Genomic DNA, 22,687 nt, shown 5'->3' on the forward strand with positions numbered 1-22,687 from the left:
AGCGGTCGTCGGGAGGCGTCGCAATCGTTTCAAACGCCCGGCAAATCAGGAGGCGCAGCCGGTACCGCCGCTTTGACCTCCGCCAGAGCCGCTTGCAAGGCGGCTTCCTTAGTGTGGTCGAGAGAAGTCTTTAGCACCGTGCCACCTTCGCCTTTGAGCCTCTCAAGAACCTTGTCCGCCGTGACTTTGCGCACCAGTACGAAGAGCGCTGCGGTTCCGGGTTGAACGGCGGCAGCAGTCTCTTTCATCCATTTGTCGTTGATGCCGACATCCGTTAAATATCCGCTGAGCGTGCCGGACGCGGCGCCAAGGGCAGCACCAGCAAGCGGCATCAAAAAGATCAGGCCAATCAGCGTGCCCCAAAAGGCGCCAGTAGCCGCACCAGCAGCCGTGGTATTGATCAGTTGATTTAGTTTAATGTTTCCTTTGCTGTCTTTCACCGCGATCACGGCATCGCCGAGTTCGATCAAATACTCCTTCTGCATGGCCAGCAATTTTTGACGAACTTCCTCCGCCTTCGCCTCGGTTGGAAATGCAATTACGACAAGGTCACTCATCTGTTCTGCTCCTCTACTCGAACGAGAAAATCTTCTTCCAGTCGTTCTTGATGCCGATCACTGTCCAGTTTTTCATCTTTGCCTAGAGCGCCTGCGTGACGGTCCCGACCTTGGTCTCCCGGCAGGCCTTGCGCCGAAGCCTGAAATCCGAGCACGCGCTTGTCCCACGCCTCGCAGGCGAGCCGGTCGGCTTCCTTGCGTGCCCGCTCTGCCGCCGCCCGGACCGATCCGTCGTAAATCGCCGCGCGTGACTTGGTGCCCATGGCGAGAGGATCGCTGGGCCACGCGAGACAGGCAAGCCGCTACGGATTGCGGTGGATAGCGTGGCGGACACAACGGAGGCGCCGGGCCGGTCAATCCTGCTCATCGACCGCTCGACATCAACACCCGCAAGGATGAATTGAAAAAGCCAAGGCGCAGGCAGGCGCTCGACCAAACGCGCAATGTTGATCATCCGCAGAGATAGCGCTGCGCGAACACCCGCAGCGGCTCGGCCTTGACGAGCCACTGCGCGGCATATTCCGACGGGATCACGATGCAGTGTCCGGTGCGGACCTCGCGTGGACCTTGGCCGGTTCGCTTTAGCGCGGCATACAGCTCTGGCTCGATGTCGAACATTTGGCAAAACTGTGTCACCGTCAAAGCCGTGGAAATGTCAGGCCGTGGTTCCTGCGCTTTCATCAGCGACATCCTTAACTTGATAGGGTGCCTACCAGCTGACAGCCCTTCAAGCGGGTAACCCGTGTTTACAACTGTCACTGCAACAGTGATGGAGCACGTCGATGAATTGGAGGTTTGATCTAGATCAAAAGCGCGAAGCTCCCGCGCGCGACGCTTCGGACAACCCGCGGTTCGCTATGTGCGGGTGTCCGCGGCTTTCCTCTCGAAGAAGGAGTGCGCCAATGTTCCGTCGAGTTCTCATCGCTTCGGCAGCCGCAGCCATGCTGCTGGTCACTTTCACTCCCGACGACGCGTTCGCCCGACGTGGCGGCGGTATGCGTGCTGGAGGCTACCACGGCGGCGGCGCTGTCGCGGTTCGAGGACCACGGGGCGGCGCTGTCGCTGCTCGTGGATATCGGGGTGGCGCCGTCGCTGTGCGCGGCGGGCGCTACGGCTATCGCGGCTACGGTGTCGGTGCAGCGGCAGTGGGCGCGGCTGCAGTCGGCGCAGCTGCGACAGGGGCCTACTACCGCAGCGGCTGTGGCTACGACGCCTACGGCAACTGGGTTTGCCCGAACTACTGAGCGGCGCGACGCCGCTGGCCTATAGATGCTCGAAGCCGATGGTGAAGTCATCGGCAGAGCTTTCCGTGACATAGACGATGCAAATGGTCAGACCCACCGTGTTTGCGCTCGCGCTGTGCGTTGTTTCCTCCGCACAGAGTATGCCGTATGTCCCGCTCCAGCAGCTGAACAATTCGGTCATTCAAGTCCGCCAAGGATGGGGGCTCGCACGACGGCGGCAGCGTCAGCACCGCGCTCTCCTGAAATCAGGAGAGCAGCACGGACGGCACGCCAGCGTCAGCAAGCGGCAGCCAGCGCTCGTACCGCGCCACCATCGCGAGCCGTCGCAACCGCTGATATTGAAAAGGGAGCGCCAGCGTCGGACAGGCTACCGATAGCGAACGTCATCGCGTCATCGTCTCGACGCAGATGATGGCATGGCGACCTGGTCACTTCGCCCGCTTGAACACCAACTCCAGCGTCACACCTGCGGGTGTGCGCGGGTTCGTGAGCTTCAATTCCTCGTCGGTAATCGACGTGACGATCCGGCGCTGATTGGGCGCTCCGACGAAATTCGGAACCGAACTCGTCTCGATGTTGAGGTGAGCCGTCTTCGTGCTTTCGTCCAGCGTGTAGGTTCCGGTGTAGGCAACCACGCCCGACGCAACGGCCATGGCTTCCTCGGGGGACGGTCGTGCTGGGTCGCCCGACGCATACTTCGGTACGTCGGTGCGCACCGTGATGAAGTGGAAGCGGCCGTCGGCCGTGTAGGTCACCGCGCCTTGGGCGCTTGGCCGCGGCACGGCGCTGCCATCCTCCCGCTTACCTGTGCTGGACACGTAAATCCACGTGCCGACGAGTTGATCCTTGAGCGACTTTCCTTGCGCCTTGCTGTTGCTTGGGAAAGCAGGGATTGTGACCAACGCGATTGCACAAAGGCCAAATATGCAACGCCTGTTCATGAGACCCCCTAAAGTTGGCCCAACCACGGTACTACAAAGGCTGGTGAGCGAAAATAGTGGGTCCCAAATCGAAATTGTCTCTCCTCCCCGGTGGGGTCAGGCGAAAGCATGCTTGCACTCGCCAGATAGCTGAACGCCGAATGAGAGCGTTAAAGCTCACGGGTTTCGCGGAAGGGGCGGCGGACTCCCTCTCCGCCATCCTTCGCTCTGCCGCGCTTTGGGTAGCAGGCCACCCTGCCGGATCAGGGCCAAGGCTGTCTCCCGAAGCTTTGCGCGGACTCACCGGCTCCTCAACATGACACAGACGGATTTGGGCGCGCGACTCGCGCGACCGTTGTCGCCGGCCACCGGACGCGCACAGCCCAGACGCGGCGGCAGTTGCGCAGCCTCGATCGGATAAAAGCTCGCGTCATTGCCGGCGCGCGTATGCCGACTTCGAAAGGAGCGCCGCGCCCCGGTAACCTTAATTTTTCCTTTCGATTGTCGATAAAGTTTTATCGATTATGCTGGTGACAGTTGAGCGGTGTGACGAACCGCGCGATGAGAGGCAGCGAAGAGCCGAGTGGCTCGACAACCTCTCTGAAATCGAAGGGTGGGCAGAGCGCAGTGCCAGCCACCTTTCGGGCTGTCCGGCGGCGGCCGGCAGGGCAAATCAATTCCTGAAGTGCATTTGATTGCCAGGCTGCGGTGCATCTCGCGCCGCATCACGTAACGCTTATCAATCGGGATTTTCCAAGATGGCCTTCGCGCATTTCTTGATCGCGGTCGGTGCCGTTTCTTTGTTGCTGGCCACCTTCATCGCATTTGCCCTTTGGAGAAACGCGCTCCATTCGAGGGCGCGAATCTAGCAACAGGCGAGATTGAGCTCCGACGGCCTCGTTCATGGGGATGAGCGAGGCTGGCGGGATGGCCGCACCGCCGCGCGGCCTGACAGCCGAGCACCGCGCCTTCCACCTACCCCAAGGCGACGCGTGCTCGGCTGTTCACTCTCTGATCAGCCGCATCGTTCGAATTATTGATTGCGTGAAAGCAATTGCCGCTGGCTACTTTGCATGGGGTTGTTTTCGATATTTTGGTGGGAGCCGTGGCCACCAGGCTGCAATCAGATCCGTGCCGAGGGAGGACCCGGACAATCCCGTCTATCGCTAGCGGGTATACGCAGCGAGGTCCAACCTGCGCCCGATCGCGATCGCCTCGAGGAAGGCCTCGTCGTGGCTCACGACCAGCAGCGCGCCGTCATAGGCGCGCAGTCCGGCCTCGACCGCTTCCATGGAAGAGATGTCGAGATGGTTGGTCGGCTCGTCGAGGATCAGGAGCGGCGGCGGCGTGACGCCGCCCAGGACGCAGGCGAGGCCGGCGCGAAGCAACTGGCCGCCGCTGAGGCCCGAGACGGCCTGCAGCGCGGTATCGGCGCGGAACATGAATCGCGCCAATGCCGCCCGACAGGCGTTCTCGCCGGCATTCGGATTGATGCGCCGGAAATTATCGAGGATGGAGGCCGAGGCGTCGAGCAGGCCGACTGCCTGATCGAACATTGCAAAGCGGGTCAGCACCTCGACAGTGCCGCGCGACGGCGACAGCTCGCCGCTGACGAGCTTGAGCAATGTCGTCTTGCCGGCGCCGTTGGGGCCCGTGATCGCGACGCGTTCCGGCCCCGAGATGGAGACGGTGAGATCGCGCAGGATCGGCGCTCCCGATGCGTAGCCGACATCGGCGGCCTCGATCCGCAGCACCATCCTGCTCGCCGGCAGATGTGTCGATGGCAGTTGCACCGAGAACGGTTGCAACACCTCGATGCGCTGCCGTGCCGCGGTGGCAAGTTCGAGCGCTTGCGTCCGCCGCCGTTCGGCGAGGCGAGCGTTCTCGCCGCCGCTATCTTCGGCGCGATCCTTGCGCAGTCCAGCGGCGATGCGCGGCATGTCGCCCTTGGCGCGCTGCTTCGCGCCGGCGCCGTCCTTGCGGGCCTTGCGCTCGGACGTTTCCCTCGCCTTGCGGTCGATCTCGGCGACGCGCTTCTCGGCATCGGCCAGATCGTGTCTTGCGGCCGAAAGCTCGACGGCCTTGCGTGCGCGATACTGGCCCCAATTGCCGCCGTAGCGCCTGGCCTCCAGCGAGGTCAGTTCGACGATCGCATCCATGGTCTCCAAGAGCTCGCGGTCGTGGCTGACGATGATGGCGCCATGGCGCCAGCCGGCAAGCAGGTCGATCACCGCCTTGCGCCCCTCGCGGTCGAGATTGTTGGTGGGCTCATCGAGCAGCAGAAAGTCGGGCTCTGCAAAAGTCAGCGCGGCGAGGCGCGCCCTGGTGGCCTGCCCGCCGGACAGCATCGCCAGCGGCGCGTCGAGCACATCGTCCAGTCCGACGCGCTCGAGTGCGGACGCGATGCGCGTGTCGAGCGTCCAGTCGATATCCGCAACCTCGTCGGCGCTCGCATGGCCCTGTTCGGCGCGGCGCAGGGCGGCCAGTGTGTGGCGCGCACCGAACAGATCGATGACGCATTGGTCCGGTGTCAGCTGAACCGTCTGATGCAGCATGGCGACGCGTCCCTGAACCGAGACCGTGCCGGATTGCGGCGTGCGCCGGCCCGCGATCAGGTCGAGCAGCGTCGTCTTGCCGACGCCGTTCCCGCCGACTAGGCCGGTGCGTTCGGGTCCGAAACTGAGATCGATATTGGAGAGGAGAACCCGGCCGTCAGGCGCGGACAGGGTCAGATTCGAGAGCGTGATCGATGCAGGCATGGTGATGGAAATCCCCGTGGGCAAGGCTGATGGGCGTTGCGGTCAGGGTGAAATCCATGGCTGTCGGCATCCTCTCGGAGTGATGATTGCAATGATGTAGTCGGGTATTGGGCCGGGATCAAGGCGACGCGCGTAGTCACGCCGCCGCGGCGAAGGTCCAGCGGTCGGGATCGGGCGTGTTGCCGATCAAGGCGAGGCCATAGGCGATCGATTCGAATTGGTCCGCCGAGGTCAGCCGCGCTTCGCCAAAACGCTCGGCGAACAAGCGCTGCACCGCCGGCACGAACGAGGTGCCGCCGGTCAGGAACACTTTTTCTACGTCGCGCGCGGTGATGCCTGACTTGGCCAGCGCCTCGTCGACGGTTGCGCCGAGACGTTCGATGTCGTCGGCGATCCAGGATTCGAAATCGTCGCGTGTCACGATCGCGCCGATATCGATGCCTTCGCGGGCAAAGCGGAACTCGACGCGGTCGCGGCTCGACAGCGCGACCTTGGTGTCGGATACGGCGCGGTACAGCGCAAAGCCGAGATCGTGGTCGACGATGGTGATGAAATCGTGCAGCGGCGCCGGATCGAGCGCGGTGCGCGCGAGCTGCTGCAATTCGCGCAAATCGCCATTGCCCCTCATCATCGCGAGCTGATGCCAGCGGGCGAGGCTCGAATAATAATGGTTGGGGATCGGCAGCACCTTGTCGAACGAGCGGTAGTTGGTGCCCTTGCCGAGCCGCGGCGAGACGATGTGGTCGACGATGCGGTAGTCGAAGGTGTCGCCGGCAATGCCGATGCCGGCGTGTCCCAGCGGCTCGGCGCGCAGCGCGCCGCCCTTGCGCGAGAATCGCATCACCGAGAAGTCGCTGGTGCCGCCGCCGAAATCGGCGACCAGCACGGTGGCATCGTGGTCGAGGCTGCGCGCAAAGGAGAACGCGGCGCCCACCGGCTCGTAGACATAGCGCGCGTGTCCGGCGCCGAGCCGCTCGAACGCGGCGCGGTAGCGCTGCATCGCGAGCTCGTCATTGGGATTGCCGCCGGCAAAGCGCACCGGGCGGCCTACCATGATGGTCGGCGCGCCGAGGTCGAAGCCCTCGCCGGCATGCCGCGTCAGCGTGCGCAGGAACGCCGCAAGCAGATCCTCGAACTTGTAGCGCTGCCGGAAGATCTGGGTGGTGTTGAAGGCCGAGCTCGCCGCAAACGATTTGAACGACTGGATGAAGCGGTGGATCGTGCGGCCCTCGAGGAACTGCTCGATCGCCCACGGGCCGCCCTCGGCGCGAGGATGCAGCCCGGCGCCGGGCCGATCCTCCCAGAAGCACAGCGCGGAGACATAGACGCTATGCGTGCGGCCACCATGGTCGAATCTGATCGCCTCGACGCGGCCGTCGGCATCCGACAGCGCGACCACGGTGTTGCTGGTGCCAAAATCGACGCCAATCGAGACGGCGGGCGGGGCGCTCGACATGTCATGCTCGGATTTGTGATGTGAAGGGGGCGGACCTTTAGCGGCTTTGGCCGGACTTGCCAACCCTTTCTGGCGCGCTGCGCGCACTCCGGGAACAGGCTGTGACGCCAGGATGACGATGTTCAGCGAAACGTGAATCGACCTGCTCTTCCCGTCCTGCGCGCCCGCTGCTCTATACGCCGGACAGGGCTTCACGGCACACGGCATGGCGCGCAGGAGAAGCGGATGACACTCAACCCCACGGCCAAGAATTATCGTGTCGCGGTCGCTGCTTACGAGGCCGGCCGTCCCAGCTATCCCGCCGATATTGTCGCCGCGCTGCCACTTCAAACCGCGCATTGCGTCGTCGATCTCGGCGCGGGAACCGGCAAGTTCACCCGCTTGCTGCTTCCGCATTTGTCCCCGACCGCCCGTCTCGTCGCGGTCGAGCCCGTTGCGGAGATGTCGGCCCGGCTGGCGAACGAAGCCGGGATCGAGGTGATCAACACGCGCGCCGATGCGATCGATCTTGCAACCGGCAGCGTCGATCTCGTCACCTGCGCCCAGGCGTTCCACTGGTTCGACAACGAGCCATCCGTCGCCGAGATCGCGCGACTGTTGCGTCCTGGCGGGACGCTGGCGCTGGTCTGGAACAACAGGGATGACCGCGCGCCGTGGGTCGATGCGTTGTCCGTCATGATTGAAGGCTACGCGGGAGATACGCCCCGGCAGCGTTCGGGACGCTGGCGCTGGATCCTGAACGATCCACGCTTCGTGCTCGAGAAGGAAATCGTGCAGGACCATCCGCACCGGATGCCGCGACAGGGCGTCTATGAGCGCGTGGTGTCGACGAGCTATGTCGCCAATCTTCCTGATGCAGAGAAGGCAGTCCTTCGCGAGAAGACGGACGGCATCCTGCGTGAGGACGGTCTCGGTGACGCCGACGAGGTGGTGTTTCCGTACGTCACGCATCTCTATTTGTTGAAGCGCACCTAGGTCCGTCCGCGACCGTTGTCGTCGCGCGATGCCTCACTTGCCGGTCACGACTTTCCATTTTCCATCGGCGCCACGGCGCAGCGCCGGGTCGCCGATGCGGATGTGTTGTGCGAGGAAATCGATGAAGGCACGCACCCGCGCCGGCAGCGGGCCGGCATGGCCGACATAGACGGCGTGAATGTCCTCGCGGTCGCCGGGATTGAGGTTTTGCAGCACCGGCACCAGACGGCCGGCCTCGATATCGGAGCCGATGTGGAACAGCGCCAGCCGTCCCAGCCCGATGCCGCCGAGCGTGAGTTGGCGCGCCGCTTCGCCGTCGCTGACGCGGGCGACCGGCGGCGGCAGAGCTTCCTCGATCCGCTCAGCGCGGCGGAACGGCCAGCCGCGGATGCTGCGTGGAAAGGTCCAGCCGATGCCACGGTGCGCGGTGAGGTCGGCCGGTGTCTTCGGCGTGCCGAAGCGGGCGAGATAGGAGGGCGCGGCGACCACCACCATGCGGCTGGTGCCGAGCTTGCGCGCGATCAGCCGCGAGGCGCCGAGTGGGCCGACCCGGATCGCGACGTCGGCGCGCTCCTGCATCAGATCGACCAGCGTGTCGGTCAGCACGATGTCGAGCGTGATGTCCGGATGCTCGCGCATGAAGCGCGGCAGCAGCGGCATCACATGCAGCATGCCGAACGGGATATTGCTGTTCACTGTAAGATGGCCGCGCGGCACGCATGAGGCGGCCTCGCGTTCGGCCTCATCGATGTCGGCAAGGATGCGCTGGGCGCGCTGATAGAACGCCTGCCCTTCCTCGGTGAGCTGCAGCTTGCGCGTGGTGCGGTTGACCAGCCGCGTGCCGAGTCGCGTCTCGAGCCGGGAGACCAGCTTGCTGACGCCCGACGGCGTCTGGCGCAGGCTGTTTGCGGCGGCCGTGAAGCCGCCGAGATCGACGACGCGGACGAACACGTCCATCTCGCCGGAGCGATTGGTGTCTGATCGGGCCATCTTGAATTCACGTCACAAATGATTGGATTGACGCCATTCTAATCCTTATCGGTCCGGACGGCTATGTCGCATTGCGGAATCCTCATCCGGAGCGACACATGCCTGCTGCAGTCCTTGCCTTGACCGCCGGTGCCTTTGGCATCGGCACCACCGAATTCCTCATCATGGGACTGCTGCTGCAGGTCGCCGCCGACATGCAGGTATCCGTGTCCGCAGCGGGGCTGTTGATCTCCGGCTACGCACTCGGCGTATTCGTCGGCGCTCCGATCCTGACGCTGGCAACGCGACGGATGCCGCGCAAGGCGGTGCTGCTGGCACTGATGGCGATCTTCACGCTCGGCAATGCCGCCTGCGCGCTGGCGCCGAACTACGAACTGCTGATGGCCGCGCGCATTCTGACCTCGCTGGCGCACGGCACCTTCTTCGGCGTCGGCTCGGTGGTGGCGACAAGTCTCGTTCCGGAAGACAAGCGCGCCTCGGCGATCGCCACGATGTTCATCGGTCTCACGGTCGCGACCCTGCTCGGCGTGCCCTTCGGCGCCTGGTTCGGCCTGATGCTCGGCTGGCGCGCGGCGTTCTGGGCGGTGGCTGTGATCGGCGTGGTCGCCTTCATCGTGCTGGCGGTGCTGGTGCCCGGCCATGTCGGCGCCAAGGACAAGCCGGCGCTGCTGCGCGATGAGCTCGCCGTGCTCGGCCGCCCGCAGGTGCTGCTCGGGCTTGCGATGACGGTGTTCGGCTTCGGTGGCCTGTTCGCGGTCTTCACCTATGTGCAGCCGATCCTGACCCGGCTCACGGGATTCTCCGACGCCGCGGTGTCGCCGATCCTGTTGGTGTTCGGCGCTGGACTAGCGATCGGCAATGTCGCGGGTGGACGGCTCGCCGACAAGGGGCTCGCGCGTGCGCTGCTGGTGTCGCTCGGCGGCCTTGCTGCCGTCCTCGTGGCGCTTGCTGCCGTGATCTCGATCAAGGCGCTGGCGGTGGCGCTGCTGTTCATTCTCGGCATCGCGGCGTTTGCCACCGTCGCGCCGCTGCAGCTTCGCGTGCTCGAAGCCGCCGGTGTCGAAGGGCGGACGCTGGCCTCGAGCCTGAACATCGCGGCCTTCAATCTCGGCAATGCGCTCGGCGCCTGGGCCGGCGGCGTGACCATCGATCGCGGCCTCGGCCTCGGCGCGCTGCCGCTGGTGGCGGCGCTGATCACCGCGATCGGGCTGTTGCTCGCGCTCTGGAGCCTGCGTCTCGATCGACCGGTCGCCCTCGCCACGCAGTGCCCGGCCGAGTGAATCGCATCGACACCGCCGACGTCTATTGCAACGGCGCGTCGGAGGAGATTCTCGGCGCCGCGATCAAGGGCCGCCGCGTCAAGGTGTGAGTCCGTCGCAGGTTCCCGGCGTAGCGCTTTCACGCCTGCGCGGTGTGCTCGCAGACTTGCCTGCGGTATTCCGCCGGCGTCACGTTCATGTGCTGCCGGAAAACGCGATTGAGGTGGCTCTGGTCGGCGAAGCCGGCAAGCAGCGCAATCTCCTTCAGCGCGACGCGGTCCTTGCGCAGATGCCGGCACGCGTGCTCCACCTTGCGCCGCAGGACATAGGCATGCGGCCGCATGCCGTAATGCACCCGGAACTTGCGGGCGAACTGGATCGGCGTGCAATTGCAGATGTTCGCCAGCTCCTCCAGCGTGATGTTCCGGAAGATGTTCTGCTCGATATAGTCCTCGATGAGCCTTGCATGCGCCGGCCTGAAACGTCCCTGCGCGCACGGCATCTTGAATTCGATCGCCGCATATTTCCGCAGGATGTGGACGCTCGCCTGCAATGCCAGCGCGTCATAGCAGAGCCGCCCGCCCGGACCTCCTGCGGCAACCTCCTGAACCATCTGGTCGTTGATCCAGGTCAGCATCGGATCTTCGGCCTTGAGCAAATCGTGCAGTTCGATCGTCTCGGCGTCGCGGTCGAAGGCATCGCTCGCGGTCTTCAACATGAGGGCGGGAGCGATATAGAAATGGGTGACCTCGATGTCATTCTTCCAGTGCCAGCTCGATGGCTCCGCGCGGGTCAGCAATGACGTGACGCCGCGGCCGACGTGGTCCTGCTTCCACGCGCCGGTGACGCGGCGGTTCATCGACGTCACGCCGTCGCGATAGAGCACGAGGAGGAAGTTGGCCGACGGCGGAACCCAGATGTCCGACGGAGCATAACGGAAAATCCGCAGCCGGAAATCGTTCCGCCCGACCGCCGCACTATCCAGCTTCAGCTCACCGGGAGCGTAGCGCGGCAGCTCCTCGACCGTGATCAACTGGCCCATCGCGCGAGCCTCCTCCTTGGAGTCTGTCCCTGGAATCCCTGGCGCAGTTGACCGCTGCTTCTTGGCCGGATGGCTGGGCGCAGAATAGGCCACTTTCGCCGGTTGCCAAGCCGACCAATGGCCGGTGGTTCGATTGAACGGCGGCGTTCAAGAGATTGTCGGTTTCATCCAAGCCGTCAGGTCGAACGGCCCGTAGCCTGCTCTGCGTTTCGGCACAGTGTGTGCGGCCGAGACCCAATTGACGCAACGCACCATCATCCGGCGACACGGCGGGGTGGGAGCGTGCGTGAAGCAAAACACAGGAGGAAACGATGACCGAGACCGTCACAAGGTCTAATGGAAGCAATGGTGCGCGTGCCACGACCAAGCTCGACGCCGTGGTCGTCGGCGCCGGCGTCGCCGGTCTCTATCAGCTGTTCCGCCTGCGCGAGCAGGGACTGAACGTCAGGGCGATCGATGCCGGGTCAGGCGTCGGCGGCACCTGGTACTGGAACCGCTATCCCGGCGCGCGCTTCGATTCCGAAGGCCACACCTATCAGTACCTGTTCTCCGAGGATCTCTACAAAGGCTGGAGCTGGAGCGAGCGGTTCCCGGGCCAGCCGGAAATCGAGCGCTGGCTGAACTATGTCGCCGACCGCCTCGACCTCAAGAAGGACATCCAGTTCGGCACCACGGTCAAGAGCGCGCACTTCAATGAAGGGACGCAACGCTGGCTGGTGACGACCGACCAGGGCGACGTGATCGATACCCAGTTCATGGTCACCTGCTGCGGCATGCTCTCGGCCCCGCACGTGTCGTTTCCGGGACAGGAGACATTCAAGGGCAAGCTGTTCCACACCGCGCGCTGGCCCAAGGGGCCGATCGAGCTCGCCGGTAAACGCGTCGGCGTGGTCGGCAATGGCGCGACCGGAATCCAGGTGATCCAGACGATCGCGGCAGAGGCCGGTCATCTCAAGGTGTTCATCCGCACGCCGCAATACAGCATCCCGATGAAGAACCCGAAATGGGATGCATCGGACGCCGAAGCATACAAGTCGAAATTCAAGTTCCTTACTGAACGGCTGCCGAAGACGTTTACGGGGTTCGAATTCGACTTCGAGCACGCCTGGGCCGACCTGACGCCGCCGCAGCGTCGCCAGGTGATCGAGGATTGCTGGAACGACGGATCCCTCAAATTGTGGGTTGCATCCTTCGCCGAACTGTTCTTCGACGAATCCATCAACGCCGAAATCACCGAATTCGTCCGCGAGAAGATGCGCGAGCGGATCAAGGATCCCAATCTGTGCGAGTTGCTGATTCCGTCGGATTACGGCTTTGGCACGCACCGGGTGCCGCTGGAGAGCAATTTCCTCGAAGCCTTCCTCCGGCCCAATGTCGAGATCGTCAGCGTCAAGGACAATCCGATCGCGCGCATCGCGCCCGAGGGCATCCAGACCGCCGACGGCACTGTTCACGAGCTCGACGTCATCATCCTGGCGACAGGGTTTGACGCCGGCACGGGCGCACTGACGCGCATCGACATCCGCGGTCGCGACGGCCGGTCGTTGAAGGAGGATTGGGGCCGCGATATCCGCACCACGATGGGGCTGCAGGTCTACGGCTATCCGAACCTGTTCACGACCGCGGTGCCGCTCGCGCCCTCGGCCGCGCTCTGCAACATGACCACGTGCCTGCAGCAGCAGGTCGAGTGGATCGCCGATTGCATCAAGTATTTGCGCGGCAAGAGCCTCAACGTCATCGAGCCGACCAGGGACACCGAGGATCTGTGGGTGGCGCATCACGACGAGACCGCCAACGCAACGCTAATCGCGAAGACCAACTCCTGGTACCTCGGCTCGAATGTCGAGGGCAAGCCGCGCCGGGTGCTGTCCTATTGCGGCGGCGTCGGCACCTATCGCCAGAAATGCGACGAGGTTGCCGCGAGTGGCTATACCGGATTTGTCATGCAGTAGAGCCGCGATCGCGATCCGGCGCCGCGGTCGTTGCTGACCGGCGGCGCCGCTCCTGATCGACCACATCAAGCAAATATGGGAGGAAGACAATGAGCACGAATTTCAGTGCGGCAGCAGATGCAATTCTCGACGGGGTCGTGACATCCAGCCCGCGCGTTCCCGGCGTCGTTGCCATGGTGACCGACCGCCATCGCAACATCTATGAGGGCGCCGCCGGCAAGCGCCGCCTCGACCAGGCGGCGGACATGACGATCGACAGTGTGTTCGCGATCTTCTCGACCACCAAGGCGATCACCGGGACGGCCGTGCTGCAACTCGTCGAGGAGGGTAAGCTCGATCTCGACGCGCCGGCCAGGACCTATGCGCCCGACATCGGCAAGCTCCAGGTCATCGAAGGTTTTGACGACAAGGGCGAACCGCGGCTGCGACCGCCGAAGCGTGATATCACCACGCGCATGCTGATGGTCCATAGCGCAGGCCTGAGCTACGACTTCATCAACCACACCTATAACCGGCTTGCGCAGGAGAAGGGGCAGCCCAGCGTCATCACCGCGTCCAAGGCGTCGCTGATGACCCCGCTGCTGTTCGACCCGGGCGAGCGATGGGAATACGGCACCAACATGGATTGGTGCGGCCAGATCGTCGAAGCGATCACCGGCCGCCGGCTTGGCGAGGTCTTCAAGACGCGGATCTTCGAGCCGCTTGGTATCAAGGATACGACATTCGAGCTCACCGACGCGATGCGTCGCCGGCTCGCCGGCATTCACGCCCGCAATGCCGACGGCTCGCTCTCGCCGATGGATTTCGAGCTGCCGGCCAATCCCGAAATCCACATGGGCGGCCACGGGCTTTACGGCACCATCGGCGACTACATGCGCTTCATCCGGATGTGGCTGAATGACGGGGCCGGCGAACATGGGCGCGTCCTGAAGGCGGAGACCGTGCGAATGGCGGAAAAGAACCATCTCGGCAACAACAAGGTCACCGCCATCACCGGCGTGATCACTGCGCTCGCCAACGATGCCGAGTTCTTCCCCGGCCAGTCGAAGTCCTGGGCGCTGAGCTTCATGATCAATGACGAGCAGGCCCCGACCGGCCGCCCCGCCGGCGCGCTCGGCTGGGCCGGCCTCGCCAACCTGTTCTACTGGATCGACCGGCAGAACGGCTTCGGCGGATTCTGGGCGACCCAGATCCTGCCGTTCGGCGATCCGGCATCCTTCATCGGCTACATGAACTTCGAGACGGCGTTCTACGAAGCCCTGAAGATGCGCAAGGCGGGTTAGGACTCGCAGCCTCTCTCGCGGTTGAGGACGTATCAGCCGTTTGCGAGCAGCTCCGTGATCAGCGACGCCGCCTTGATGCCGGTGCCGCTGATGATGACGACGGTGCGCTCCGCCGGACGGATCGCGCCGCGTTGCTTCAGGACGTCGAGCGCGGCTGCGGCCGAGGCCGAGGTCGGTTCGACGAACAGGCCGGTATGCGCGAGCCGCTTCAACGCGGCGACGATGCCGTCTTCGGGGATCGCGACGGTGCCGCCGCCGCTCTCTCTCAGTGCCGCGATCATCTGCTTCAGCCGCAGCGGATGCTTGATCGCGGTGCCCTCGGCGATGGTCTTGCGGACCGCGCGATCGACCGGCGTGTCGAGGCCGGCGGCAAAACTGGCATCGACCGGCGAGCAGTTGAGCGGCTGCGCCGCGAACAGGCGCGGCAGCCGCGCGATCTGCCCGGCCGCGAGTAGCTCCTTGAAGCCGATATAGCAGCCGAGCAGGCTGCTGCCGGCGCCGACCGGCATGATGATATTGTCGGGCGCGGTGAAGCCGAAATCTTCCCAGATCTCGTAAGCCAGCGATTTGGTGCCCTGCAGGAAGAACGGCTGCCAGTTGTGGCTGGAGTAGAAGATCTGCTTGGACTGGCGGATCGCTTCCGCCTCGGATTCCTCGCGCGGCCCTTCGACCAGCTGGACCTCGGCGCCGAAGGCGTGCATCTGCGCGACCTTCATCGGCGACGTCGTGGCCGGTGCGAGAATCCGGACCCGCATGCCGCCGGCCGCGCCATAGGCCGAAACGGAGGCGCCGCCATTGCCGGAGGAGTCCTCCAGCACCGCATCGACGCCGAGCTGGCGCAGCAAGGAGAGCATCACCGTGGTGCCGCGATCCTTGAAGCTCGAGGTCGGATTGAACCATTCGAGCTTGAAGTGCGGCCGCAGGTCGTCCCACGGCTTCTCGACCGCCGGCGTGCAGCCTTCGCCCATCGTGATCGGCTGCCCTATCTCGACCGGCAGCGCCGCACGATAGCGCCACAGCGACCGCGTCCCGCGATCGATGTCGTCGCGGGAAATGCCCGGTAGCGGTGTGACCAGCAGCGGCTTGCCCTCGTCGGAGCACCAGCGCGGGACATCCAGCGGATAGAGTTTTCCGGTGAGCGGGTCGATGTAGCTGGGTGACGGCATCAATTCAGTCCTCAAGTCGCGGGCTGGCCGGACACGTCGCGACCGAGCACGAAAGCCGGCAGGGTCGCAAGCTTGTCACGAACCACGATCGGGGCGGGCGCCCCTTCCGGCAGGTTCATTCCGGCCCGATTATGCCACCAGGTCGGCAAGTGCACACGTGCCGTGCCGAACAGATCATACGCCGATCCCGCGACAAACAGGCATCGATCTGATGGGACCGGCAGTTCGTCGAGCGCGAGCTGGTAGGGTTGTGGCTGCGGCTTGTAATAGTCGGCGCGCTCGGCCGTCACAAAGACAGCGAGGGGAACGCCGATGCGCCCCGCTGCGATGCGGCCAAGCCGCTCCGAGCAGTTGGTCACGACGCCGAGCGCGACGCCGGCCTCGTGCAGCGTCTGCAGCACCTCGCGAGCCTCGGGCCAAGGATCGAGCTCCGCGTATCGCGCGCCAAGCTCTTCGGCAAGTTCGAAGGGCAGCCCGACATTGCGCGCGGCCTCGCCCACCAGATCCTCATAGGGCCGATAGCGTCCGGTCGCATAGGTGTTCTTGAGGTATTCCGCCCGCCAGCGCAGCCCGGCTTCCTCGGAGCCCGCAACCTTGTTCCAGAGCGTCCAGCTGTCGAGCAGCGCGGTCAAGAGATCGAACAGAACGGCGTCATACGCTCGAATCATGGGCTGCGCTCCATCTCCTACCATCCGCGAAACCGTTCCCATTGCCTGACGGCGTCGGAGCCGGCGGCAATGACGTGATAGCGGTCGTGCTGGGCGCCGGTCGCGCAGGCATGATTCGGCAAGATCCGCACCTTCGTGCCGACCGGCAGCATAACCTGCGGCGCGGTGCTGCCGGGGCGGCAGGCGATGATACCGTGCTCCTGATTGGTTTCGGTCACGATCAAATCGGGGTAGGGCCGTGCATCGATATCGCAGACGATGCCGTAGCCCTGGTCGATCGGCTGTTTCGCAGTGCCGCGATCGGGCGACAGTGCCATCCAGCCCGCATCGATGAAGGTCCAGCCGCGATCGGCGCGATGGCCGATCACCGTCGCGAGCACCGACAGCGCGATGTCCTCGACCGCGCAGACCCCGATCCCGGCCATCACCAGATCGAACATCACAAAGACGCCGGCACGCACCTCGGTGACGCCGTCGAGCCGGCGCGCGAAATGTGCTGACGGTGTCGAGCCGACGCTGACCACGGGGCAGGGCAGTCCCGCCGAGCGCAGCACCTCCGCGCAGGCCACCGCGGCGGCGCGCTCCTGTTCGGCCGCCTGCTCGAGCGCCGCCACGCTGCGGCAGGAATAGGATTCGCCGGCATGGGCCATGACGCCGCGCAATTCGGCACCACCTTGATGCAGCGCGCGGCCGATCTCGACCAGCAGCGGGTCGCCCGCACCGACCCCGGCGCGATGGCCGTCGCAATCGATCTCGATCAGCACGGGAATGCGGTCGTTGGTCCTGTGCGCCATCGCGGTGACGGCGGCGGCCTGCTCCAGGCTGTCGAGCACCACGGACAGGTTCACGCCCTGCCGGCGCAGCGCGGCGACGCGATCGAGCTTCTGCGGCGCGACGCCGACGGCATAGAGGATGTCCTTGACGCCGGCCGCGGCAAACACCTCGGCCTCCTGCAGGGTCGAGACGGCGGCCGGGCCGCCTGGGCCGTCCATGACGGCGTGCGCCGCCGGAATTGATTTCGCGGTCTTCAGATGCGGGCGCAGCGGTACGCTAAGCCGCGCCAGCCGCGTCTTCAGGCGCGCGATGTTGTGCAGCATCCGGTCCTCATCGAGGACCAGGCAGGGCGTCTCGATCCCGGCGAGGGGATGCGTTGTCGTCGAAACAGGAGCTGATGACATGCGGCGAGACTAGCCGTTTCCATACTAAGCGCAATTTACCGAATGTCATTCCTATATTAAGTTTGGACTTAATGATCTCGACCGACGACATCCGCTTTTTCACAGCGATCGCCACGGCTCGGTCGCTGGCGGCTGCGGCGCGGGCGCTCGACGTCACGCCATCGGCGGTCTCGCAGCGGCTGCAGGGCCTCGAGCAGCGGCTGGGCGTTCAACTGGTCAGCCGTTCGGCCCGGCGGCTGACGCTGACCGATGAGGGCGAGCTTTTGGTGCTGCGCGGTGGCGCGCTGCTCGACGAGGCGACGGAGTTGACGGAGGCGCTGCAGGCGCGTCGCGGAACCATCTCGGGCCATCTGAAGATCCTCGCGCCGCTCGGCTTCGGGCGGCGCTACATCGCCCCGGTCGTTGCTGCCTTCCGATCCCGCCACCCCGACGTATCGGTCGAGCTCGAACTGTCCGATCGGCCCGGCCGTGCCGCTGCCGGTGCGTGGGACGTCATGATCCACATCGGCGCGTTGACGGATTCCACGCTGCGTTTGCTGCGCCTCGCGCCGAACGAGCGCTATCTGTGCGCCTCGCCGGCCTATCTGAAGCGCCGCGGAACGCCGGCGAGCCCGCAAAATCTGCGCGGGCATGATTGCATCGCGCTGCGCGAGAACGAGGAGGACGTGACGCTCTGGCGGTTCTCGCGCCGGCGCGCCGCGGCGGCGCCTGATGTCATCAGGATCGAGCCGATGCTGTCGAGCAATGACGGTGAGGTGGTGAAGGCCTGGGCGCTGGCGGATCACGGCCTGATCGTCAGGTCGGAATGGGATGTCGCCGAGGACCTCGCCTGTGGCCGGCTGGCGCGTGTCCTGCCGAACCACCGTCTGCCGCCGGCCGACATCGTTGCGCTGCTCAACCCCGGCCGCAGTGGCCGGGCCCGGCGCACGCAGGCCTTCGTGGAGCACCTGCGCGCGACCCTCTCGCCGCCGCCGTGGCGCGGCAGGCAGCGATGACTGCGATCGCCTACGCCGCGCCGGCCTGCTTGTTCAGATAGCCTTTTGCAAAGTCGAGATACCAGTCGAGGCAGCCGGGATTGGCCATCGCGTCGCGGTTGATGACCTTCTCGACCGGATGGCCGAGCAACAGCTTCTTGACCGGCAGCTCCTGCTTCTTGCCGGACAGCGTGCGCGGAATTTCCGCGACGACGAAGATGTCGTTGGGCAGGAAGCGGCGCGACAGCCCGGCCTCGACCGCCTTGTTGATCTTCGCCTTCATCGCGGCATCGAGGGCAACACCCTCGCGCAGCACCACGAACAGCGGCATGTAGCTGTCGCGTCCGAGATATTCGAGGTCGACGACCATCGAATCCAGCACCTCGGGCAGCGCCTCGATCGCCGAATAGAGCTCGCTGGTGCCCATCCGCAAGCCGTGGCGGTTGATGGTGGCGTCGCTGCGGCCGTAGATCACGCAGGAGCCGTCGGGGTTGATCTTGAGCCAGTCGCCATGCCGCCACACCGGGCCGCGGCCTGAACCGTCGAAATTGTCGGGATAGGTCTCGAAATAGCTGGCCAGATAGCGCGTATCGCCGGGATCGTTCCAGAACCGCAGCGGCATCGAGGGCAGCGGCTCGATGCAGACGAGCTCGCCAACCTCGTCGATCACAGCGCGGCCCTGCTCGTCGAAGGCTTCCACCGCGCAGCCGAGCAGGCGGCATTGCATGATGCCCGGCGTCTGCGGCAGCTCGGGATTGCCGCCGATGAACGCGCCGGCGAAATCGGTGCCGCCTGAAATATTGGCCCACCACATATCGGCCTGGGCGGCGTTGCCGTTGCGCTTCGAAAGCGCGGCGAAGCGTTGGTTGAACCAGGCTTGCGTATCGGCACTGAGCGGCGAGCCGGTCGAGCCGAGCGTGCGCAGGCCCGAGAGATCGCCGACAGCGGTGAGATCGATCTCCGCCTTGGTGCAATTGGCGAAGAACGCCGCGCCTGCGCCGAAGAAGGTCGCCTTGGCATTGGCGACGAAGCGCCACAGCGTGGTCCAGTCCGGCTTGTCCTTGCTGCCGCCGGGATTGCCGTCGAAGATGCAGCAGGTCGTGCCGTTGAGCAGGCCATTGGCCTGGCAATTCCACATGATCCAGCCGGTCGACGAGTACCAATGAAAGCGTTCGCCGAACGAGTTTGGCTGATAGCTGCAGCCGATGTCGTTGTGCAGCGTCGAGAGCGGCAGCGCCACCACGATGATGCCGCCATGGCTGTGCAGGATCGGCTTCGGCAATCCCGTGGTGCCCGAGGAATAGACGATCCAGAGCGGGTGATCGAACGGCAGCCATTCCGGCTCGAAAGCGTCGATCTCCGCACTCTCGCCCGCGAGGATGGACGACAGCCGCGCCTCGGCGGGCGCGGCGTCGCTGTGCAGGATGACATGCTGCACCGTCGGCAGCGCGCGCCGCAGCTCCTCGATCACGCCTTGCCGGTCATGGCGCCGGCCGGCATAGGTCACGGCATCGCAGGCGATCAGCACCTTCGGCTCGATCTGCTTGAAGCGGTCGATCACCGCGGGCGCCGCCATGTCCGGCGCGCAGACGCTCCAGATCGCACCCAGGCTCGCGGTCGCGAGAAACGCGATGATTGTCTCGGGGATGTTCGGCAGATAGGCGGCGACCCGATCGCCCCGGCGCACGCCGTTGGCCTTCAGATGCAGCGCCAGCGCGGCCGATTTGCGCTGCAGCTCCGGCCAGCTCGTCTCCGAGAGCTTGCCGTCCTCGCCGCTCGCGATCAGGGCCGGCAGGCCCGCGGCATGCGCCGGCGCGACATGACGGAAGACCTGGCGCGCATAGTTCACCGAAGCGCCGGGAAACCACACCGCGCCCGGCATCTTGCGCTCGGCCAGCACCGCCGGATGCGGCGTCGGCGAGCGCAGATCGAAATAATCCCAGACGCTTTGCCAGAAGGCGTCGATATCGGTGACCGACCACCGCCGCATCGCCTCGAAGTCAGCAAATGCGAGGCCGCGCGTCTCCTTCAGCCATTGGCGGTAAAGGGCCATTTGCGGGACGTAAGGTGCAGTCATGGGCGGTTTCCGGATTTTCTTGTCGTGGCGTGCGCGCAGATCGCGTGCGGGCGCTGTCTTAACATGGTGACGCAGGCACGGGGAACGCAGTCGAGCCACGGCTTGCGTCATATTCTTACCGCCGCCGCAGCGTGCTATGCCGTCGGGCGCAAGGTTGATTCCCGAAGGCTGATTCCATGTGCATCCGATAGGGAGCTGCGATGTCCGTCGGCGAACTCTTCATCCTCGGCTTCTACGGCAAGGTCGTCCCGCCCTGGCTGAGCGAATTTTCCGCGCGGTTCGGGCTCGGCGGGGTGATCCTGTTCGACTATTCCTGCCAGACCCGGCAATACGACAACAACATCGCGTCGCCTGAGCAGGTGCAGTCGCTCTGCGCCGAGATCGCAACGCTGCCGTCGCGGCCGCTGGTCTTCATCGACCAGGAGGGCGGTCTGGTGCGCCGGCTCAAGGATGGCCTTGGCTTTCAGCCGCTGCCGAGCGCGAAGGATTTCAATCTGCTCGGCACCCCCGAGAAGCAGGCCATCCTGCAGGCAAGCTATCGCGAGCTGCGCCGGCTCGGCATCCGCTACAATTTCGCGCCTGTCATCGACGTCGACTTTAACCCTGACAATCCCAATATCGGCAGGGTCAAGCGGTCCTATTCGGCCGATATCGGCGAGGTCGAGGCCAATGCCCGCCTGGTCGACGCCGCGGCGCGGCAGGCAGGCGTCGGGCTTTGCCTCAAGCATTTTCCGGGCATCGGCGGCGCGCACGTCGATTCACATCTGGAGTTCATGGACATTTCCGATGCGTTGCGGCCGGAGCAGGAGGAGCTGTTCTATGCACTGGCGCCGCACACCTTCGGCGATGCGGTGCTGGTCAGCCACGCCATTGTCCGCCAGTGGGACGCGCAGCATCCGATGACGTTGTCATCGGCCGGGATCGGCCGGCTCCGCGGCCGCTTGCCGGAGACGCTGCTGATCACCGACGACATGCAGATGCAGGGGCTGCAGAAGGCGCTGGGCACCGGCGCGGCCAGCCTGCAGGCGATCGCCGCCGGCATGGATATGATCTGCATCGGCAACAATCTGTTCGACCAGGAGCAGGAGATGGCCGGCATCGTCGCGGCGGTCGCGCGTGCGGTGCAGGACGGGGCGCTGGATCAAGCCGCGGCGCAGCGATCCATTGCGCGCGTGCAAAAGCGCAAGGCATTGCTCTCCTGATGGCGTTGAACCAAATTTTGCGCTGAACGACCACAAGGGACGGAACCAAATTTCGCGACCGCGATTTAACACTGACGCTCATCGGGGCTAACAACCATGAAGATGCTCAAGCGTCTCTTCCGATTGACCTGGCTGCGCCGCGCCGCCCGCAACCCCGCCGATCTTCCGCCTGCCTCTATCGATCCCGACGAATTCACGCGCCTGCTTTGCAGCCGGCGCAGCGAAGATCTGCGGATCCTGGCTAAGCGGCTGAGCCAGCGCTCGCGGGCCCACGCGTAGGCCGTGATCGATCCAATCGCGAGGCCGGTCTTACGCAGAACCGGCCAGTCCGGCGCGCGACCGCGGCTCCAGCTCGGCTCTCGATGCGATCAGCTACTGCTTTGCCTTTTCGTGATTGCCGATCCCGATCGCCTTGTAGTCATAGGTCGGGTAGAACTCGGTGTGATAGGCGCCCCACGCGCTGTTCTCGATGATGCGGTTGATCTCGCGCAACCGCGATGCCGACAGCCGCAGTGTCACCACCTGGCCGACACCCATCATCACGTACCAGCTGACGACCTCGACACCTTCGGGCGGAAACGCCTTGTAGAAGCCCTGGCGTTCCAGCTGCGCATTCAGCTCGCTGAGCGGCCGCGACTGATCATGCTTGAAGAAGATCGTGAGCATCACGGCGTTGTCCGTCGTCGCCGTTGCATCGCTGGTCGGCGGGGTCTGGGCCCGCGCGGTGGTGCCGACCAGCAGTGCTGCGGCCAGCGCCGCCATTGTCATCCAGGATCCGTTCCGCCCTCGCCGCATTGCCGCGCCCTTGTTGTTATTCGAGAGGCGGCGATCATCACGGCGCCTGCCGGGGCTGTAAATTGACATTCGCCTGACCGGTCGCGTCGGGCCGATGTGAACTGCCTCACACGCGAACGCGCCGACGTGCTGTATGCCGATGCCATTCCAATGCCCAGAGGGATGATCGATGTCGACCCAGCGGATGGCG

The 22,687-nt window shown here is 64.8% G+C and carries 23 protein-coding genes; 9 read left to right on the top strand and 14 right to left on the bottom strand.

Annotation, left to right across the window (positions count from 1 at the left end):
- Positions 1-29: 29 nt before the first annotated feature.
- From K359_RS0140410 to K359_RS62145, 3 genes are all read right to left on the bottom strand, one after another.
- Positions 30-557 (bottom strand): DUF1269 domain-containing protein, encoded by a 528-nt coding sequence (locus K359_RS0140410; RefSeq protein WP_029084302.1) that lies wholly within the window; start codon positions 555-557, stop codon positions 30-32.
- Positions 554-820: a hypothetical protein gene (locus K359_RS54700; RefSeq protein WP_035977969.1), complete on the bottom strand. Its 267-nt coding sequence runs from the start codon at positions 818-820 to the stop codon at positions 554-556. The genes K359_RS0140410 and K359_RS54700 overlap by 4 nt, the downstream gene beginning before the upstream one ends.
- Before the next feature lie 187 nt (positions 821-1,007).
- A complete protein-coding gene (locus K359_RS62145; RefSeq protein ID WP_156928937.1) occupies positions 1,008-1,238 on the bottom strand; it encodes a hypothetical protein in 231 nt (76 codons plus the stop codon).
- Between the two features lie 221 nt (positions 1,239-1,459).
- Between K359_RS62145 and K359_RS64985 the strand changes: the two genes are divergently transcribed.
- Positions 1,460-1,801: a hypothetical protein gene (locus K359_RS64985; RefSeq protein WP_084518684.1), complete on the top strand. Its 342-nt coding sequence runs from the start codon at positions 1,460-1,462 to the stop codon at positions 1,799-1,801.
- A gap of 19 nt (positions 1,802-1,820) precedes the next feature.
- Here the strand turns inward: K359_RS64985 and K359_RS62150 are convergent, their stop codons facing one another.
- The 4 genes from K359_RS62150 to K359_RS0140455 form a co-directional block, all read right to left on the bottom strand.
- Positions 1,821-1,982 (bottom strand): hypothetical protein, encoded by a 162-nt coding sequence (locus tag K359_RS62150; RefSeq protein WP_156928938.1) that lies wholly within the window; start codon positions 1,980-1,982, stop codon positions 1,821-1,823.
- A gap of 247 nt (positions 1,983-2,229) precedes the next feature.
- Complete coding sequence (locus tag K359_RS54705) at positions 2,230-2,742, bottom strand: lipocalin-like domain-containing protein (protein ID WP_084518685.1); 513 nt, start codon at positions 2,740-2,742, stop codon at positions 2,230-2,232.
- A gap of 1,145 nt (positions 2,743-3,887) precedes the next feature.
- The gene (locus K359_RS0140450; protein WP_029084305.1) at positions 3,888-5,480 is read right to left on the bottom strand and encodes an ABC-F family ATP-binding cassette domain-containing protein; all 1,593 of its coding nucleotides are present in this window, start codon (positions 5,478-5,480) and stop codon (positions 3,888-3,890) included.
- Between the two features lie 136 nt (positions 5,481-5,616).
- Positions 5,617-6,936 carry an Hsp70 family protein gene (locus K359_RS0140455; protein WP_029084306.1) on the bottom strand — a complete coding sequence of 440 codons (1,320 nt, stop codon included), beginning with the start codon at positions 6,934-6,936 and terminating at the stop codon, positions 5,617-5,619.
- A gap of 225 nt (positions 6,937-7,161) precedes the next feature.
- Here K359_RS0140455 and K359_RS0140460 point away from each other — a divergent pair, with 225 nt between their 5' ends.
- Positions 7,162-7,911, top strand: a complete 750-nt coding sequence (locus K359_RS0140460) for a class I SAM-dependent methyltransferase (RefSeq protein WP_029084307.1) — start codon at positions 7,162-7,164, stop codon at positions 7,909-7,911.
- A gap of 33 nt (positions 7,912-7,944) precedes the next feature.
- Here the strand turns inward: K359_RS0140460 and K359_RS0140465 are convergent, their stop codons facing one another.
- Positions 7,945-8,901 (bottom strand): LysR family transcriptional regulator, encoded by a 957-nt coding sequence (locus tag K359_RS0140465; protein WP_029084308.1) that lies wholly within the window; start codon positions 8,899-8,901, stop codon positions 7,945-7,947.
- A 98-nt stretch (positions 8,902-8,999) separates the two neighbouring features.
- On the opposite strand from K359_RS0140465, the gene K359_RS0140470 reads away from it, so the two are divergent.
- Complete coding sequence (locus K359_RS0140470; protein WP_029084309.1) at positions 9,000-10,181, top strand: MFS transporter; 1,182 nt, start codon at positions 9,000-9,002, stop codon at positions 10,179-10,181.
- Entirely contained in the window at positions 10,178-10,270 is a 93-nt protein-coding gene (locus K359_RS66390; protein WP_334262167.1) for an aldo/keto reductase, read from the top strand. The genes K359_RS0140470 and K359_RS66390 overlap by 4 nt, the downstream gene beginning before the upstream one ends.
- A 29-nt stretch (positions 10,271-10,299) precedes the next feature.
- On the opposite strand, the gene K359_RS0140480 is transcribed toward K359_RS66390, so the two are convergent.
- Positions 10,300-11,202 carry an AraC family transcriptional regulator gene (locus K359_RS0140480; RefSeq protein ID WP_029084310.1) on the bottom strand — a complete coding sequence of 301 codons (903 nt, stop codon included), beginning with the start codon at positions 11,200-11,202 and terminating at the stop codon, positions 10,300-10,302.
- Between the two features lie 311 nt (positions 11,203-11,513).
- Between K359_RS0140480 and K359_RS0140485 the strand changes: the two genes are divergently transcribed.
- Together K359_RS0140485 and K359_RS0140490 are read left to right on the top strand one after the other, a co-directional pair.
- A complete protein-coding gene (locus tag K359_RS0140485) occupies positions 11,514-13,154 on the top strand; it encodes an NAD(P)/FAD-dependent oxidoreductase (protein ID WP_029084311.1) in 1,641 nt (546 codons plus the stop codon).
- An 89-nt stretch (positions 13,155-13,243) separates the two neighbouring features.
- Positions 13,244-14,437: a serine hydrolase gene (locus tag K359_RS0140490; RefSeq protein WP_029084312.1), complete on the top strand. Its 1,194-nt coding sequence runs from the start codon at positions 13,244-13,246 to the stop codon at positions 14,435-14,437.
- Positions 14,438-14,469: 32 nt separating this feature from the next.
- Here the strand turns inward: K359_RS0140490 and K359_RS0140495 are convergent, their stop codons facing one another.
- Genes K359_RS0140495 through K359_RS0140505 form a run of 3 tightly spaced genes read right to left on the bottom strand, consistent with a single transcriptional unit; the run spans position 14,470 to position 17,449 of the window.
- Positions 14,470-15,603, bottom strand: coding sequence for a threonine synthase (locus K359_RS0140495; RefSeq protein WP_029084313.1), 1,134 nt, complete (start codon positions 15,601-15,603; stop codon positions 14,470-14,472).
- Positions 15,604-15,614: 11 nt separating this feature from the next.
- Positions 15,615-16,271: an HAD-IA family hydrolase gene (locus tag K359_RS0140500; RefSeq protein ID WP_029084314.1), complete on the bottom strand. Its 657-nt coding sequence runs from the start codon at positions 16,269-16,271 to the stop codon at positions 15,615-15,617.
- Between the two features lie 17 nt (positions 16,272-16,288).
- Entirely contained in the window at positions 16,289-17,449 is a 1,161-nt protein-coding gene (locus K359_RS0140505) for a DSD1 family PLP-dependent enzyme (protein ID WP_029084315.1), read from the bottom strand.
- Between the two features lie 71 nt (positions 17,450-17,520).
- Between K359_RS0140505 and K359_RS0140510 the strand changes: the two genes are divergently transcribed.
- On the top strand, positions 17,521-18,444 hold the full coding sequence (locus tag K359_RS0140510; RefSeq protein WP_029084316.1) for a LysR substrate-binding domain-containing protein: 924 nt from the start codon (positions 17,521-17,523) through the stop codon (positions 18,442-18,444).
- Positions 18,445-18,454: 10 nt separating this feature from the next.
- On the opposite strand, the gene K359_RS0140515 is transcribed toward K359_RS0140510, so the two are convergent.
- Positions 18,455-20,611, bottom strand: coding sequence for an acetoacetate--CoA ligase (locus K359_RS0140515; protein WP_256375203.1), 2,157 nt, complete (start codon positions 20,609-20,611; stop codon positions 18,455-18,457).
- An 89-nt stretch (positions 20,612-20,700) separates the two neighbouring features.
- Between K359_RS0140515 and K359_RS0140520 the strand changes: the two genes are divergently transcribed.
- Both K359_RS0140520 and K359_RS0140525 read left to right on the top strand, forming a co-directional pair.
- Complete coding sequence (locus K359_RS0140520; RefSeq protein ID WP_029084318.1) at positions 20,701-21,702, top strand: glycoside hydrolase family 3 N-terminal domain-containing protein; 1,002 nt, start codon at positions 20,701-20,703, stop codon at positions 21,700-21,702.
- Positions 21,703-21,798: 96 nt separating this feature from the next.
- Positions 21,799-21,981: a hypothetical protein gene (locus K359_RS0140525; RefSeq protein ID WP_029084319.1), complete on the top strand. Its 183-nt coding sequence runs from the start codon at positions 21,799-21,801 to the stop codon at positions 21,979-21,981.
- Positions 21,982-22,074: 93 nt separating this feature from the next.
- Here the strand turns inward: K359_RS0140525 and K359_RS0140530 are convergent, their stop codons facing one another.
- Positions 22,075-22,497, bottom strand: coding sequence for a hypothetical protein (locus K359_RS0140530; RefSeq protein WP_029084320.1), 423 nt, complete (start codon positions 22,495-22,497; stop codon positions 22,075-22,077).
- Between the last annotated feature and the right edge of the window lie 190 nt (positions 22,498-22,687).

This window comes from Bradyrhizobium sp. th-b2, assembly GCF_000426785.1.
In the GTDB taxonomy this organism is placed as follows: Bacteria; Pseudomonadota; Alphaproteobacteria; order Rhizobiales; family Xanthobacteraceae; genus Bradyrhizobium; species Bradyrhizobium septentrionale.

What these genes read in the sequence shown, in the direction of transcription:
- K359_RS0140410 (WP_029084302.1), bottom strand. Translation starts at nt 557, where the DNA reads ATGAGTGACCTTGTCGTAATTGCATTTCCAACCGAGGCGAAGGCGGAG.
- K359_RS54700 (WP_035977969.1), bottom strand. Translation starts at nt 820, where the DNA reads ATGGGCACCAAGTCACGCGCGGCGATTTACGACGGATCGGTCCGGGCG.
- K359_RS62145 (WP_156928937.1), bottom strand. Translation starts at nt 1,238, where the DNA reads ATGAAAGCGCAGGAACCACGGCCTGACATTTCCACGGCTTTGACGGTG.
- K359_RS64985 (WP_084518684.1), top strand. Translation starts at nt 1,460, where the DNA reads ATGTTCCGTCGAGTTCTCATCGCTTCGGCAGCCGCAGCCATGCTGCTG.
- K359_RS62150 (WP_156928938.1), bottom strand. Translation starts at nt 1,982, where the DNA reads ATGACCGAATTGTTCAGCTGCTGGAGCGGGACATACGGCATACTCTGT.
- K359_RS54705 (WP_084518685.1), bottom strand. Translation starts at nt 2,742, where the DNA reads ATGAACAGGCGTTGCATATTTGGCCTTTGTGCAATCGCGTTGGTCACA.
- K359_RS0140450 (WP_029084305.1), bottom strand. Translation starts at nt 5,480, where the DNA reads ATGCCTGCATCGATCACGCTCTCGAATCTGACCCTGTCCGCGCCTGAC.
- K359_RS0140455 (WP_029084306.1), bottom strand. Translation starts at nt 6,936, where the DNA reads ATGTCGAGCGCCCCGCCCGCCGTCTCGATTGGCGTCGATTTTGGCACC.
- K359_RS0140460 (WP_029084307.1), top strand. Translation starts at nt 7,162, where the DNA reads ATGACACTCAACCCCACGGCCAAGAATTATCGTGTCGCGGTCGCTGCT.
- K359_RS0140465 (WP_029084308.1), bottom strand. Translation starts at nt 8,901, where the DNA reads ATGGCCCGATCAGACACCAATCGCTCCGGCGAGATGGACGTGTTCGTC.
- K359_RS0140470 (WP_029084309.1), top strand. Translation starts at nt 9,000, where the DNA reads ATGCCTGCTGCAGTCCTTGCCTTGACCGCCGGTGCCTTTGGCATCGGC.
- K359_RS0140480 (WP_029084310.1), bottom strand. Translation starts at nt 11,202, where the DNA reads ATGGGCCAGTTGATCACGGTCGAGGAGCTGCCGCGCTACGCTCCCGGT.
- K359_RS0140485 (WP_029084311.1), top strand. Translation starts at nt 11,514, where the DNA reads ATGACCGAGACCGTCACAAGGTCTAATGGAAGCAATGGTGCGCGTGCC.
- K359_RS0140490 (WP_029084312.1), top strand. Translation starts at nt 13,244, where the DNA reads ATGAGCACGAATTTCAGTGCGGCAGCAGATGCAATTCTCGACGGGGTC.
- K359_RS0140495 (WP_029084313.1), bottom strand. Translation starts at nt 15,603, where the DNA reads ATGCCGTCACCCAGCTACATCGACCCGCTCACCGGAAAACTCTATCCG.
- K359_RS0140500 (WP_029084314.1), bottom strand. Translation starts at nt 16,271, where the DNA reads ATGATTCGAGCGTATGACGCCGTTCTGTTCGATCTCTTGACCGCGCTG.
- K359_RS0140505 (WP_029084315.1), bottom strand. Translation starts at nt 17,449, where the DNA reads ATGTCATCAGCTCCTGTTTCGACGACAACGCATCCCCTCGCCGGGATC.
- K359_RS0140510 (WP_029084316.1), top strand. Translation starts at nt 17,521, where the DNA reads ATGATCTCGACCGACGACATCCGCTTTTTCACAGCGATCGCCACGGCT.
- K359_RS0140515 (WP_256375203.1), bottom strand. Translation starts at nt 20,611, where the DNA reads ATGACGCAAGCCGTGGCTCGACTGCGTTCCCCGTGCCTGCGTCACCAT.
- K359_RS0140520 (WP_029084318.1), top strand. Translation starts at nt 20,701, where the DNA reads ATGTCCGTCGGCGAACTCTTCATCCTCGGCTTCTACGGCAAGGTCGTC.
- K359_RS0140525 (WP_029084319.1), top strand. Translation starts at nt 21,799, where the DNA reads ATGAAGATGCTCAAGCGTCTCTTCCGATTGACCTGGCTGCGCCGCGCC.
- K359_RS0140530 (WP_029084320.1), bottom strand. Translation starts at nt 22,497, where the DNA reads ATGCGGCGAGGGCGGAACGGATCCTGGATGACAATGGCGGCGCTGGCC.